Annotated in this window: 13 protein-coding genes; 7 read left to right on the top strand and 6 right to left on the bottom strand. The window is 70.9% G+C overall.

The genetic code is table 11. The features are described from left to right. Window positions 1–35 precede the first annotated feature (35 nt). Both V1351_RS14050 and nhaA read left to right on the top strand, forming a co-directional pair. Window positions 36–191 carry a hypothetical protein gene (locus tag V1351_RS14050; protein WP_185992662.1) on the top strand — a complete coding sequence of 52 codons (156 nt, stop codon included), beginning with the start codon at window positions 36–38 and terminating at the stop codon, window positions 189–191. Window positions 192–283: 92 nt separating this feature from the next. Next, the gene (nhaA, locus tag V1351_RS14045) at window positions 284–1,531 is read left to right on the top strand and encodes a Na+/H+ antiporter NhaA (protein WP_338748813.1); all 1,248 of its coding nucleotides are present in this window, start codon (window positions 284–286) and stop codon (window positions 1,529–1,531) included. 105 nt (window positions 1,532–1,636) lie between these two features. On the opposite strand, the gene V1351_RS14040 is transcribed toward nhaA, so the two are convergent. Both V1351_RS14040 and V1351_RS14035 read right to left on the bottom strand, forming a co-directional pair. Next, a complete protein-coding gene (locus V1351_RS14040) occupies window positions 1,637–2,032 on the bottom strand; it encodes a MerR family transcriptional regulator (RefSeq protein WP_338748812.1) in 396 nt (131 codons plus the stop codon). Continuing rightward, window positions 2,029–3,642 (bottom strand): peptide chain release factor 3, encoded by a 1,614-nt coding sequence (locus tag V1351_RS14035; RefSeq protein ID WP_338748811.1) that lies wholly within the window; start codon window positions 3,640–3,642, stop codon window positions 2,029–2,031. The genes V1351_RS14040 and V1351_RS14035 overlap by 4 nt, the downstream gene beginning before the upstream one ends. Window positions 3,643–3,735: 93 nt before the next feature. Between V1351_RS14035 and V1351_RS14030 the strand changes: the two genes are divergently transcribed. Continuing rightward, window positions 3,736–5,295 (top strand): SulP family inorganic anion transporter, encoded by a 1,560-nt coding sequence (locus tag V1351_RS14030; RefSeq protein ID WP_422388983.1) that lies wholly within the window; start codon window positions 3,736–3,738, stop codon window positions 5,293–5,295. Window positions 5,296–5,317: 22 nt separating this feature from the next. Here V1351_RS14030 and V1351_RS14025 read toward each other — a convergent pair whose 3' ends face one another. Genes V1351_RS14025 through arsM form a run of 3 tightly spaced genes read right to left on the bottom strand, consistent with a single transcriptional unit; the run spans window position 5,318 to window position 7,623 of the window. Next, complete coding sequence (locus V1351_RS14025) at window positions 5,318–5,704, bottom strand: arsenate reductase ArsC (RefSeq protein ID WP_338748810.1); 387 nt, start codon at window positions 5,702–5,704, stop codon at window positions 5,318–5,320. Further along, complete coding sequence (gene arsB / locus V1351_RS14020) at window positions 5,701–6,798, bottom strand: ACR3 family arsenite efflux transporter (RefSeq protein WP_338748809.1); 1,098 nt, start codon at window positions 6,796–6,798, stop codon at window positions 5,701–5,703. Before arsB ends, V1351_RS14025 begins: the two co-directional genes overlap by 4 nt. Continuing rightward, entirely contained in the window at window positions 6,799–7,623 is an 825-nt protein-coding gene (gene arsM, locus V1351_RS14015; protein ID WP_338748808.1) for an arsenite methyltransferase, read from the bottom strand. It lies immediately after the preceding gene. 80 nt (window positions 7,624–7,703) lie between these two features. Between arsM and V1351_RS14010 the strand changes: the two genes are divergently transcribed. The 4 genes from V1351_RS14010 to V1351_RS13995 all read left to right on the top strand — a co-directional run bounded on the left by V1351_RS14010 (window position 7,704) and on the right by V1351_RS13995 (window position 12,301). Further along, a complete protein-coding gene (locus V1351_RS14010; RefSeq protein ID WP_338748807.1) occupies window positions 7,704–8,054 on the top strand; it encodes an ArsR/SmtB family transcription factor in 351 nt (116 codons plus the stop codon). A 34-nt stretch (window positions 8,055–8,088) separates the two neighbouring features. Beyond that, window positions 8,089–8,943 carry a transglutaminase-like domain-containing protein gene (locus V1351_RS14005; protein WP_338748806.1) on the top strand — a complete coding sequence of 285 codons (855 nt, stop codon included), beginning with the start codon at window positions 8,089–8,091 and terminating at the stop codon, window positions 8,941–8,943. A gap of 121 nt (window positions 8,944–9,064) precedes the next feature. Further along, window positions 9,065–10,120, top strand: coding sequence for an SGNH/GDSL hydrolase family protein (locus V1351_RS14000; RefSeq protein WP_338748805.1), 1,056 nt, complete (start codon window positions 9,065–9,067; stop codon window positions 10,118–10,120). A gap of 57 nt (window positions 10,121–10,177) precedes the next feature. Further along, window positions 10,178–12,301, top strand: coding sequence for an MMPL family transporter (locus V1351_RS13995; protein WP_338748804.1), 2,124 nt, complete (start codon window positions 10,178–10,180; stop codon window positions 12,299–12,301). Here V1351_RS13995 and V1351_RS13990 read toward each other — a convergent pair whose 3' ends face one another. Further along, complete coding sequence (locus V1351_RS13990; protein WP_338748803.1) at window positions 12,302–13,609, bottom strand: polysaccharide deacetylase family protein; 1,308 nt, start codon at window positions 13,607–13,609, stop codon at window positions 12,302–12,304. Between the last annotated feature and the right edge of the window lie 32 nt (window positions 13,610–13,641).

Here is a 13,641-nt window from a genome sequence, read left to right as displayed (position 1 = left end):
GTCCGTCCGGTCGCCGCCTCCGTAGACTCGGCGACATGCCGGCCCCAGTGACCACCCAGCGCGTGATGGCGAATGCCGCGCGCATGCGGGTCCTGATGCGCACGATGCGCCACCCGGGCACGAACGGGTGGACCAGCGAATGGGGCACCAACGCCCATGGCGAGATCGCCGGCTGCCCGCCACCAGCGTGACCCACGCGTCCCCGTCGACGCACAGGTCGCCCATGCCGGTATCCCCGTGAGAGCTGAGTTCCCCCGTGCCCGAAAACCGATCGTCCGTACCCATGCGCCGCGCACCCCACCAGCTGTGGCGAGGTGTGCGCGAGAGCGCCCGCAGCGATGCGTTCGGCGGTGCGCTGCTGCTCGGCGCCACCGTCCTCGCCCTGGTGCTGGCCAACACCCCGGCCGTCGGCGGGTACGAGGCGGTGCGTGACTTCTCCGTCGGCCCGGCGGTACTGCACCTCGACCTGACCGTGGGCCAGTGGGCCTCCGACGGGCTGCTGGCCATCTTCTTCTTCGTCGTCGGTCTGGAGCTGAAGGAGGAGTTCGTCGCGGGCAAGCTGCGCGACCCACGACAGGCAGCGATGCCCGTCGCCGCGGCCATCGGTGGCGTCGTCGTCCCCGCGCTGATCTTTGCCGCCATCGCGATGTCTGCCGGCGCAGATGCGCTGCGCGGGTGGGCGATCCCGACGGCGACCGACATCGCCTTCGCCGTCGCCGTGCTCGCCGTGGTCGGGCGCTTCCTGCCGCCGGCGCTGCGGGTCTTCCTGCTGACCCTGGCCATCGTGGACGACCTGATCGCGATCACGATCATCGCGGTGTTCTACTCCCAGGGTCTGCAGTTGCAGTGGCTCCTGCTGGCCCTGGTGCCGTTGGCACTGTTCGCCGTGCTCGCCCAGCGCGGGATCTACTCCTGGTACCTGCTCCTGCCCCTGGCCGTCACCACCTGGGCGCTCGTGCACGCCGCAGGCATCCACGCCACCGTCGCCGGCGTCCTGCTCGGCTTCACCGTGCCCGTCCTGGCCACCCGGCGGGCGCGGGTGCGTACTGCCACCACCGAGGAGGGCGAGCCGATCTACGACGGTCTGACCGCTCATCTGGCCGACCAGTGGGGGATCATCTCGACGCTGGTCGCGGTGCCGGTCTTCGCCTTCTTCGCCGCCGGCGTGACGGTCGGTGGCCTCGACGGACTGCGCAGCGCACTCGCGGACCCGATCACCCTGGGGATCATGGCGGGCCTCGTCCTGGGCAAGCCGATCGGGATCGTCGGGACGAGCGTCGCGCTCAGCCGACTGCCCTCCTTCGACCTCGATGACTCGCTGCGCTGGAGCGACCTGGTCGGAGCCGGCTTCCTGGCCGGTATCGGCTTCACCGTCTCCCTGCTCGTCGGTGAGCTCGCCTTCGCCGGCACCGGCACCGCCGTGGAGCACGTGAAGATCGGCGTCCTCCTGGGGTCCTTCATCGCGGCCGTCGTCGGAGGCGTGCTCCTCTCGGGCAGCAACCGTCGGCTCAGCCGGGCGCGACGGGAGTGACTCGCCCCGAGCTGCACCGGCAGGCCGCCGGTCGTCGGCGGACGTCTCGGCCGCTCCCACGGCCGTCCCACGCCGCCGGCATCGGCCCACGGCCCGGTCGATGGCCTACGACGCCGGGGGAGAGATCTGCGTCAACTGCTCGGTGAAGGCCTCGGCCCGCGCGGTGGCCTCCTTCAGCTCGGCCACCCTGGTGAGTGCCTCGTCGTGGATCGCATCGAGCTGGGCCCGGGCTGCCGCTGAGCCGGCCGGAGCGGACGCCGAGTCGGCCAACGTGTCGAGGGCGTCCAGCAGCTGACGCATCTGCTCGAGCGAGAAGCCGAGCGGCTTCATCGGCTTGATCAGCAGCAGCCGCTCGATGCCGGCCTCGTCGTAGAGGCGGAACCCGCCCTCGGTGCGTGCCGACGGGGTCAGCAGACCCATCTCCTCGTAATAGCGGATGGTGCGGTGCGACAGGCCGGTGCGGGAGACCACCTCGCCGATGTGCACGTGGGGTTCGCTCACGGCCCCACTCCGTCGTCGTCACCGAAGACGGGCGGGAGGCTGCCCTGCGGCAGGTCGCTCGCGATGGTGCGCATGCGCCACTTGTCGTTGAAGAGCGCGACCGCCACGCCGTCGGTGCGCTCGAGCACCTCCGCGCCCCGTTGACGGTTGACGACGGCGACCGCCTCGGGCACGACACGTCGTGCCACGCCGTACTGGAGCATCTCCTGGGAGGCGGGAGCGCCGAACTCCTGCTCGAGGCGGTGGGCCGCGACCTCGAACTGCATCGGCCCGACCGCGGCCAGGACCGGGGCCTGGACGCCGCGGCGGTCGGAGACGAGGACCTGGACGATTCCCTCCTGGTCGAGCAGCTCGATCCCGCGACGGAACTGCTTGCCGCGTCCGGCGTCGCGGGGGCGGAAGACGGCGAAGTGCTCCGGGGTGAACCGCGGCAGGCCGGGATAGGTGACCGGGCGGGACTCGTAGAGGGTGTCGCCCACCTGGAGGGCATGGGCGTTGACCAGACCGACGACGTCGCCCGGGTAGGCCTCGTCGATGGTCTCGCGCTCGCGTCCGAAGACCGACTGGGCGTACTTGGTCTGGAAGGGGCGCCGGGTGCGGGCATTCGTCAGGACCGAGCCCCGCTCGAAGCGTCCGGAACACACCCGCATGAACGCCAACCGGTCCCGGTGGGCCGGATCCATCCCGGTCTGCACCTTGAAGATGAACCCGGAGAAGGGAGCGTCGACCGGCCTCGGCTGCTGCTCGACGTCGGCCCACGCGCTGGGTGGCGGCGCCAACTCGATCACCGCCCGGAGCAGCTCTGCGACACCGAAGTTCAGCACTGCCGCCCCGAAGAGGACCGGCGTGGTCCGGGCCGCGAGGAAGCCCTGCTGGTCGTGCTCGTGACCGGAGGCGGTCAGCAGCTCGAACTCCTCTGCGGCCCGCTGCCAGTCCTGCCCGTGTCGGCGGGCGGCCTCACCGGCGTCCAGTGCCTCCCCGACGGCGATCGTGGCCCCTCCGGGTGTCCGGTTGAACTCGGTCATCCCACCGGTGTCCGGGTCGGTCACCCCGCGGAAGTCCCCGGCGATCCCGACGGGCCAGTTCAGCGGTGTGGGGTGGATGCCGAGCCGGTCGCTGATCTCGTCCAGCAGCTCCAGGGGCTCGCGGCCGGGTCGGTCCCACTTGTTGATCACGGTGATCACCGGGGTCGCCCGCGCACGGCAGGCCTCGAAGAGCTTGAGCGTCTGCGGCTCCAACCCCTTGGCCGAGTCCAGGAGCATCACGGCACAGTCGACGGCCGACAGGACCCGGTAGGTGTCCTCGGAGAAGTCGGCGTGGCCGGGGGTGTCGAGGAGGTTGAGCACGACGTCGCCGACGGTGAACTGCAGCGCGGCCGCGGTGATCGAGATCCCGCGCGCCTGCTCCATCTCGTTCCAGTCCGAGATCACACCGCGACGCGACCCCTTGCCGTGGACCGCCCCGGCGCGGGCGATCGCGTGGGCGTGCAGTGCGAGCGCCTCGGTGAGGGTGGACTTGCCGGCATCGGGGTGGGAGATGACTGCGAAGGTGCGCCGCCGTGCGGCCTCGCTGCTCACGTCGTCACGCGTGGTGGGGTGGGGGATGGACACGGGACCACCCTAACGTTGCGGTAGAGTCTGTCCGGCGCCGCGGTCGCAGACCGCCCGTCGTCCCCTGACACCCCCCTTCCGCAAGGACCCTCTGTGCCCGACGCCCCCGTCACCACCGTGCCCACCGGCCCAGGCGCCTCGACGGTGCCCGAGGCCGGCGAGCGGGAGACCTCGACCCGGGCCGCGCTGCGCAACCCGCGCCGGCTGCGGATCGAGGTCCTCGGCGGTCTCGTCGTCGCGCTCGCGCTGATCCCCGAGGCGATCTCGTTCTCGATCATCGCCGGGGTGGACCCGCGGGTGGGTCTGTTCTCCAGCTTCGTCATGGCCGTGACGATCGCCTTCGTCGGCGGCCGGCCGGCCATGATCACGGCGGCCACGGGTGCCATCGCGCTGGTCATCGCCCCCGTCGCCCGCGAGTACGGCATGGACTACTTCCTGGCCACGGTCATCCTCGCCGGCGTGCTGCAGATCGTGCTCTCCCTGCTGGGTGTGGCCAAGCTGATGCGGTTCATCCCGCGGATGGTCATGGTCGGCTTCGTCAACGCCCTGGCCATCCTGATCTTCATGGCGCAGCTGCCGTACCTGGTGGGTGTGCCGTGGCTGGTCTACCCGATGGTCGCGGCGGGGATCCTCATCATGGTCGGCCTGCCCCGACTGACGACCGTGCTGCCGGCGCCCCTGGTCGCGATCGCGGCCATCACCGCTGTGGTGTGGGTCGGCGGGTGGCGTCTCCCGGACGTCTCCGACCAGGGTGAGCTGCCGCAGTCGCTGCCCCAGCTGTTCCTGCCGGACGTCCCGCTCACCCTCGAGACGCTGCAGGTCATCGGCCCGTTCGCCCTGGCGATGGCCCTCGTCGGCATCCTCGAGTCGTTGATGACCGCCAAGCTCGTCGACGGCATCACCGACACCCACTCGGACAAGACCCGCGAGACCTGGGGGCAGGGCGTGGCCAACATGGCCTCCGGCTTCTTCGGCGGCATGGGTGGCTGCGCGATGATCGGCCAGACGATGATCAACGTGAAGGTCTCCGGCGCCCGCACCCGGATCTCCACCTTCCTCGCCGGCGTCTTCCTGCTGGTCCTCGTCGTCGGTGCCGGACCGCTGGTGGGCATGATCCCGATGGCCGCGCTCGTGGCCGTGATGATCATGGTCTCGGTCGCGACCTTCGACTGGCACAGCGTCCGCCCGGCCACGCTGCGCCGGATGCCCCGGGGCGAGACCGTCGTCATGGCCCTGACCGTCATCGTCACCGTGACCACCCACAACCTCGCCTACGGCGTCATCGTCGGCGTCATGGCCGCGATGATCGCCTTCGCCCGTCGCGTGGCGCACTTCGCCTACGTCGAGCGGATCACCGAGACCGACGTCGATGGTGACGGCGAGCCGGACGTGCGGGTGTACAAGGTCACCGGTGAGCTGTTCTTCGCCACGAGCAACGACCTCGTCTACCAGTTCGACTACAGCGCCGACCCAGAGCGCGTCGTCATCGACCTGTCCGACAGCCACATCTGGGACGCCTCGACCGTGGCCGCCCTCGACGGTGTCCGGGCCAAGTACGAGCGGCTGGGCAAGACCGTCGAGATCGTCGGGCTCAACCAGGCCTCGGCCGATCGCCACGAGCTGTTGTCCGGGCGCCTCGGCGAGGGGCACTGACAAAGGGGGTCGGCCCCCTTCGTCAGAGGGAGTCCAGCAGTGCGCGCACCCGCTCCTTGATCTCGTCCCGGATCGGGCGGATCGCCGCCACGTCCTGGCCGGCCGGGTCGACCAGCTCCCAGTCCTCGTAGCGCCTGCCGGGAAAGATCGGACACGCGTCGCCGCAGCCCATCGTGATGACGACGTCGCTGGCCTGCACGGCGTCGGTGGTCAGGACTTTCGGCGACTCGGCGGACATGTCGATGCCCTCCTCGAGCATCGCCTCGTGGACCGCGGGGTTGATCGAGGCCGCGGGGACCGAGCCGGCCGAGCGCACCTCGACGGCGCCCTCGGAGAGCACACGCGTGTACGCGGCGGCCATCTGCGAGCGTCCGGCGTTGTGCACACAGACGTAGAGGACGCTGCTCATCGGGCCCTCCCGGCGGTGACGGTCCCGTCGGACGAAGGGAGCGGGAAGCGCCGTCGCAGCGCGAGGCTGACGTAGACCAGGCCGACGAGGACGGGAACCTCGATGAGCGGCCCGACGACCCCGGCCAGCGCCTGCCCGCTGGTCGCGCCGAAGGTCGCGATCGCGACGGCGATCGCCAGCTCGAAGTTGTTGCCGGCGGCGGTGAAGGCGAGCGTGGTCGTGCGCTCGTAGCTCATCCGCAGCAGCCGGCCGGTGGCGTAGCCGACGCCCCACATGATCGCGAAGTAGGCCAGCAGCGGCAGCGCGATCCGCGCGACGTCCTGCGGCTGGGAGGTGATCGCCTCGCCCTGCAGGGCGAAGAGCATGACGATCGTGAAGAGCAGGCCGTAGAGGGCCCACGGGCCGACCCTCGGCAGGAAGGACTCCTCGTAGCGCTCGCGGCCCCAGCGCCGCTCGCCGATCCGGCGGGAGAGGTAGCCGGCCAGCAGCGGGAGGCCCAGGAAGATCAGCACCGACCGGGCGATCTGCCACGCGGACACGTCGAACTCGGTCTGCGGCAGGCCCAACCAGCCGGGCAGGACGGCAAGGTAGAACCAGCCGAGCGCGGCGAAGGCGATGACCTGGAAGATCGAGTTGATCGCGACGAGCACGGCGGCGGCATCCCGGTCGCCGCAGGCCAGGTCGTTCCAGATGATGACCATGGCGATGCATCGTGCGAGACCCACGATGATCAACCCGGTGCGGTACTCGGGCAGGTCGGGCAGCAGCAGCCAGGCCAGGGTGAACATCAACGCCGGACCGACGAGCCAGTTGAGCACGAGCGAGGACCCCAGCAGCTTCCGGTCGCCGGTGACGGTGTCGAGCCGGTCGTAGCGCACCTTCGCCAGGACCGGGTACATCATGACCAGCAGCCCGAGCGCGATCGGCAGCGAGATCCCGTCGACCTCCACGGCGCCGAGTGCCTTGCCGAGCCCGGGCACGGCGCGGCCGAGCAGCAGCCCGGCGACCATGGCCAGGCCGATCCACACGGCGAGGTAGCGGTCGAGGGTCGACAGGCGGGCTGCTGCCGGCGCCTGCGGTGTGGTGACGGACACTCAGCTCTCCTTGCGGGCCCGGACGAAGGCGCTGGCGAAGGCCCCGTCCAGCGCGTCGATGATGGCAGTCAGCGTCCAGCCCTCGGGCAGGTGGTCGCCGACCATGTCGGACATGCGCTGCAGGTCGTCCCGGTCGAAGGTGCGGGTGACCTCGACGCAGGCGTCGGTGAAGCCGGCGTCGCCGAGCCGTGCGACGTAGTCGGAGTCGAGCAGGGCCCCGGAGACGCACCCGGTCCACAGTCCGACGATCCCGCGCAGCGCGTCGGGGATCTCGCGCAGCAGCACGATGTCGGAGACGGCGAAGCGCCCGCCGTCCCGCAGCACGCGGTGGGCCTCGGCGAGGACGGCATCCTTGTCGGGGGAGAGGTTGATGACGCAGTTGGAGATGATCACGTCGATGGACGCGTCGGGCATCGGCACCTGCTCGATCGTGCCGCGGTGGAACTGCGCGTTCTCGATCCCCGCCTCGGCCTGGTTGCGTCGGGCGAGGTCGAGCATCTCGTCGGTCATGTCGAGCCCGTGGGCGGTGCCGGTCGGTCCCACGCGTCGGGCGGAGAGCAGCACGTCCAGCCCGCCTCCGGAGCCGAGGTCGAGGACGTCCTCGCCGGTGGCCAGCTCGGCCAGGGCGGTGGGATTGCCGCACCCGAGCGAGGCGGCCAGGGCAGCATCCGACGGGGTGTCGCTCCCCTCGTAGAGACCGACGGTGATCGGGTCGGTGGCCTGCGTGCTGCAGCACGAGGTCCCGGTCGTGGGGGACTCGAGTGCCTCGCGTGCTGCTGCGGCGTACCGGTCGCGGACGGCGTCGTGGGTGCCCTGCTGGGTCATGACCGCTCCTGCTTTGATGTCTGTCGAATCAATGGCAGGAACAGCGTGCTCCCTGATTTGAAGTGTGTCAAGATAGCCGTATGAGTGCACTCGAGTCCGTGCCCGGGGAGCGGGCCGTGACCTGCTGCGGGCTGGCCACCTCGCCGGTCTCGGCGCAGGACGCGGCCCGGCTTGCCCCGGTCTTCAAGGCGCTCGGGGACCCGGTCCGGCTGCGGATGGCGTCGATGATCGCGGCCCAGCCAGAGCTGTGCGTCTGCGACATCACCCCGGCCTTCGACCTGTCGTCGGGGACGATCTCGCACCACCTGCGGCTGCTGCGCGAGGCCGGGATCGTCGGCTCCGAGCGCCGCGGCACCTATGTCTACTACTGGATCAACTCCGAGGTCCTCGGGGCGCTGTCCGCACTGCTGGCGGTGGCCGAGCCGGTCTGATGGCGATCGGCGGCACCTGTGTTCCCATTGACCCATGACCGACCTCGCGATCGTCGCCGCCGACCCGACCCCCCTTCGCGCGCGCGTCGGTACCAAGTTCGCCTACGGCACCACGGGGGTGCGTGAGGCGCTGTTGTCCTTCGCGGTGTCGGGTGCGCACGAGGTGCTGGAGGAGGAGATCCTGATCCACTCGGGCGGCAGGCGGGTCGAGCCGATCGAGCTGGCCGGCAGTCACGGCACCCGACTGCACCTGCTCGAGGAGGTCGGTGACGGGTGGCTCGAGGTCAGCTACAACGCCCTCGTGGACCTCACCCGTCCCGCCGGTGAGCAGGCCGGCCGCGCGGTGTCGTACGACCGCTGGGTCTTCACCCGCCCGAGCCGCTACGCCGAGTCCGATCGTCTGGCGCCGATGGCCGCGCAGCTCTTCCCGACGCAGACCGGGGTGGCGCGGGTGCAGGCGGTCACCGAGTGGGTCAACGCCCACATGGCCTACATCTCGGGGTCGAGTCGCGGCACGGACGGCGCCATCGACTCGATCCTGCAGGCGAAGGGTGTCTGCCGGGACTTCGCCCACGTCGCCGTGGCGCTGTTGCGGGCCCTCGGCACCCCGGCCCGACTGGTGTCGGTGTACGCGCCCGGTCTGACCCCGATGGACTTCCACGCCGTTGCCGAGGTGTGGGTCGAGGGTGCCTGGCACATCGTCGACGGCACCCACCTCGCGCCCCGCGAGGCGATGGTGCGGATCGCCACCGGCCGCGATGCCGCGGACACCGCCTTCCTGACCACCCGGGGTGGCCGCACGACCTTCGACCGCCAAGTGGTCACGGCCGCCCTCGAGCGGGGCGATCTGCCGCGGGAGGACCCGGGCGCCCTCGTCCGCCTCCCCTGACCGCGTCGGGACGCCTCGCTCTCAGGGTACGAGCACTCGGGTCGCGCCCTACCCTTCAGTAGGTTACCGTCCGGTAGTCAAGGTCGACCGTCAGGAGATCGGCCACGCCACCGGAGGAAGCATGCGTCGCCGCCCCCTGTCCATCGCCACCGCAGTCGCCGCTGCCCTCGCCGGGATCGGGGTGGGTGCGCCCGTCGCGACCGCCGCGGACGCGCCCCAGTACGTCCAGCTCGGCGACTCCTACTCCTCGGGCAACGGGGCCGGCTCGTACGCGGAGAAGATCTGCTGGCGCTCGTCGGAGAACTACGGGGAGAAGGTGGCCCGCCGTCAGGGAGCGACCTACACGAATGCCGCGTGCAGCGGTGGCGTCATCGCCGACATCCTCAATCCCCGGGACATCGGCTCCTGGAGGCTGCGCACCCGCACCTTCTCGGTGCCCCAGGGCGCCGTCGACGCCCGCGCCCAGTGGCTGCACCAGGCCAAGGAGGCCGAGCTGTGCGGCACCCCGGCGCAGCCGGACTGGTCCTGGACCTACACGATCGACTCGAGCGCGGCGATCGGTGACCTCTTCACCGCGACCGTGAAGTGCCAGCTGACCGCAGCGCCCCAGATCGAGGCGGTGACCCCGCAGACCGACGCCGTCTTCCTCACCATCGGCGGCAACGACATCGGCTTCACGACCATCGTCACCAACTGCCTCGTCCTGCGGTCCGCGGGTGGCTGCAAGAGCGCGATGGACGCGGCCAACGCCACGATCCCGCAGATGAAGACCCGCACCACGGAAGCGCTGCAGGCAGTGCACGAGCGCTCCGAGGGCAACGCCCACGTCTACCTGCTGGGGTACCCGTACCTGATCAACACCGACGCCTACGAGCTCAGCTCCACCTACGACGCCGGCGAGGCGCTGAGCACGATGCAAGAGCGTGGTGACCGGGTGCAGCGCGCCGCGATGGAGGAGTTGTCCGCCGCGACGGCCGGAGCCGGGTTCACCTTCGTCGACGTCAAGCCGGACTGGGGTGGCTACGCGCACGGCATGGAGACCGGCGCCCTGACCGGCAACCCGTACTCCTGGCTCGTGCCCGTGCTCGGCACCGGCCGCGAGTTCTCCGAGTGGGTCCACCCGCGCCCCGCGGGTTGGAGCGCGAGTGCCCTGGCGCTCTACGCCGCCATGGTCTGAGCGAACCGTCCCGCTCCTGCAGTCGAGGGAGGCCGGCGCTTCGTATAAGGTTTGTTCATGGTTGCACCGGCGAGGTCACGGATCAGGGCGCGTCTCCTCGCGGGGGTGCTCGTCCTCGTCTGGTTGGCGCTCGCCGGGGTGGGCGGCCCGCTCGTCGGCCAGCTGACCAGCGTGCAGAACAACGACCAGGCCTCCTTCCTGCCGGACGACGCCGAGTCGACGAAGGTGGGGGCGCGGCTCGGGGAGTTCGGCGCCGACACCACGCTGCCGCTGCTGCTCGTCGTCGAGGACGACAGCGGCCTCGACCGCGCCACCATCGGCGAGCTGCAGGGCTGGGCGAAACAGCTCCCGCAGCAGAGCATCGAGGGCGTACCGGGCACGGTCGGTGACTACCTGGCCGAGCCGAAGGTCCCGGTCATCCCTGCCGAGGACGGCGAGGCGGTCCTGGTCCCGCTGACCCTGGACGCCGCGGAGGCGGAGAAGAGCGTGGACGGCACGGCGATCTCGACCTCGATCGTCGACGCCCTGCGCGCGGACCTCGGCCCGGACGTGGCCGCAGATGTCGCGGTCACCGGACCGGCCGGATTCGTCGCGGACCTGGGGGAGGCCTTCGCCGGCATCGACGGGATCCTGCTGCTCGTCGCGCTCGTGGTCGTCCTGGTCATCCTCGTGGTCGTCTACCGCAGCCCGATCCTGCCCTTCGTCGTGCTGACGACCAGCGTCTTCGGCCTGGCCTTCGCCGCGCTGCTGATCTACCCGATGGCCGACGCCGGCTGGATCCAGCTGTCCGGGCAGAGCCAGGGGATCCTCTTCATCCTCGTCGTCGGCGCGGCGACGGACTACTCGCTGCTGCTCGTCGCGCGTTACCGGGAGGAGCTGCACCGGTCCGACCCGCTGCCCGCGCTGCGGGTGGCGTGGCGGCAGACCTTCGGACCGGTCGCGGCCAGCGGGCTGACGGTCATCGCCGGCCTGCTGTGCCTGCTGCTGTCCGACCTGGGCAACATCTCCGGTCTCGGGCCGATCGGTGCGCTCGGCATCGTCGGCGCGATGATCGCGGCCCTGACCCTGCTGCCGGCCGCGTTGGCGCTGCTCGGCCGCGCCGCCTTCTGGCCCTCGATCCCCCGGCGTGGTGACGAGCCGCGCCACCGGCTGTGGTCGGGTGTCGCCGACCGGGTGACCCGTCGTCCGCGCCGCACGTGGATCATCACCACCGCCGCGCTGCTCGTCGCGGCGGGCGCGGCCACGACCTTCAACGCCTCGGGCATCACGCAGGCGGAGTTCTTCACCACGGACGTCGAGTCGGTGCAGGGGCAGGAGATCATCGACGAGCACTTCGGCGGCGGCGACCAGCGTCCGGTCCAGGTGATCGTCCCGGAGTCCGACGCGGCCGAGGCGAAGGGGGTGCTGACCGACCACCCGCAGGTGGCCGACCGCGTCGAGGAGATGCCCTCGCAGGAGGGCGCCGGTGACGTGCTGCTCAGCGTGCCGCTGACCGTCGGCACCGAGTCGGACCAGGCCCGCGACGTCGTGCGCGAGCTGCGGGATGAGCTCGACTCGGTCAGCCCGAACGCCCTCGTCGGCGGGGCGACCGCCACGGCCGTGGACACCGACGATGCGAGCCAACGCGACTACGTCGTCGTCATCCCGGCGATCCTGCTCGTGGTCGCGGTGATCCTCGTGGTGCTGCTGCGCTCGGTCGCCGCTGCGCTGATGCTCGTGACGGTCAACGTGCTCAGCTTCGCCGCGACGCTCGGGGTGGCCGCGGTGCTCTTCAACCACGTCCTCGACTACCCGGGGGCCGACCCGTCGACGCCGGTGCTGGCCTTCGTCTTCCTCGTCGCGCTCGCCGTCGACTACTCGATCTTCCTGATGACGAGGGCCCGCGAGGAGGCGCTCGCGGTCGGCACGCGCCGCGGCATCCCGCGCGCGGTCGCGGTGACCGGCGGGGTGATCACCAGTGCGGGAGTCGTCCTGGCAGCGACCTTCTCCGCGCTGTGGGTGATCCCGCTGCTCTTCCTGGCGCAGATCGCCTTCGTCGTCGCGTTCGGAGTCCTGCTCGACACGATCGTCACCCGCTCGATCCTCGTCCCGGCGATCGTGGCGGACGTCGGCAACCGGATCTGGTGGCCGGGCGACCGCAGGATGGCCGCCGACGAGCGCGAGCCCGACGCCCGTCCCTGATCAGTCCCGGGCGGAGTCGAAGACCTCCGTGACGTCCATGAAGGGCGCGAGCGCGTCCGAGCCACCGGACAGGTTCTTGCGCAGCATCAGCCCGTCGACGTTCATCCGGCCCTGCCGGAGGTAGCCGCCCTGCAGCTGCTGCCACGGTCGGGTGCCGTCGACGTTGAAGAAGTAGTCGTACCCCTGCCCGTGGAGGTACTCGTAGACCGGCCCGGAGTATGGGGCGACGCCGGATATGTCGGCGCCGAAGGGGTAGATGAGCAGGTCGGTCTTGCCGACGATCGGCTCGACGTCCTGCGCCCACCGTTCCTGGTCGGCCTGCACCCGGGCCTTCGACGCTCCGGTCAGGGTGATGTGTCCCCACGTGTGCGAGGCGAAGGACCAGCCGTCCTCCTTCATCGCCGTGGCGACCGCGGTGGCCTTCTCCTGCTGCTCCGTCAGGTCGTCCCGCTGCCCGTGGGAGCGATGCGAGGTCCGGTAGCCGAGGACGCCGTCGTAGCCGGTCATGGCGACGACCCCCTTCGCGCCCCGGTAGGAGAACTCCGGGTGCTTCTCGACGAAGTCGTCGAGGATCGGGACCACGTCGTGCGCGCCGACCTCCTTCTTCCCGGAGCTGTCGGTGTAGACCGTGCGCACCCGCCCGTCCTCGACGACGAGCCGGTCGGGGAAGCCGTCGTCGTCCATGTACTCGTAGTAGCTGAGGTCGTCGAGCGACAGGACGATGGGTGTGGTGCCCTCGGGCAGTCGGATGGAGCGGTAGTGCATCTGTCCGTCGTCGCCGACCGTGGCGATGTCGTGCGGGTCGACGAGGACGTAGTCGCGCTCGAGGAGGGCCTCCAGCGTGCGCGTGAACTCCGGGATGGTGGCCATGTAGTCGTCGTAACCCTGGGCCCGGTCGTCCCCGTCGAAGGCCCGCTCCGGGTCGACGACGAGGCTGTGGAAGAACAGGTGCGGGACCGGTTTGCCCTTCGGCCAGGTGACCTGCTTCGAGCGTTGGGACCGCACGGCTTGGGTCAGCTCCTGGGCCCGCTGGTCGTCGACGTCGGCCAGCACCTCGAGGGCTGCCTCGGGATCGTGCCCCTCGGCCAGGGCCCGTGCCCGGGCCAGCTTGGTGTCGGCCGTGGGCTCGTCCTGCCTGGCGTCGGTCGAGGACGAAGGGGACGTGGCTGGTGCCGAAGACGTCGACGTCGAGGTCGTGTCCTCCGGGGGCGCGTCGGCCGCGGTGCTGCAGCCGGCGACCCCGAGCGCGGCTGCCGACGCGAGTGCGGCGAGCCGCAGGTGGTGCCGGCCGCGAGAGCGGTGGTGCATGTCGTCCTCCTACGCGCGTCGGCCCCGTGGCG

It is taken from the genome of Janibacter sp. A1S7, from assembly GCF_037198315.1.
Classification (GTDB): domain Bacteria; phylum Actinomycetota; class Actinomycetes; order Actinomycetales; family Dermatophilaceae; genus Janibacter; species Janibacter alittae.
This window is presented reverse-complemented; position numbering and strand designations above follow the sequence as displayed.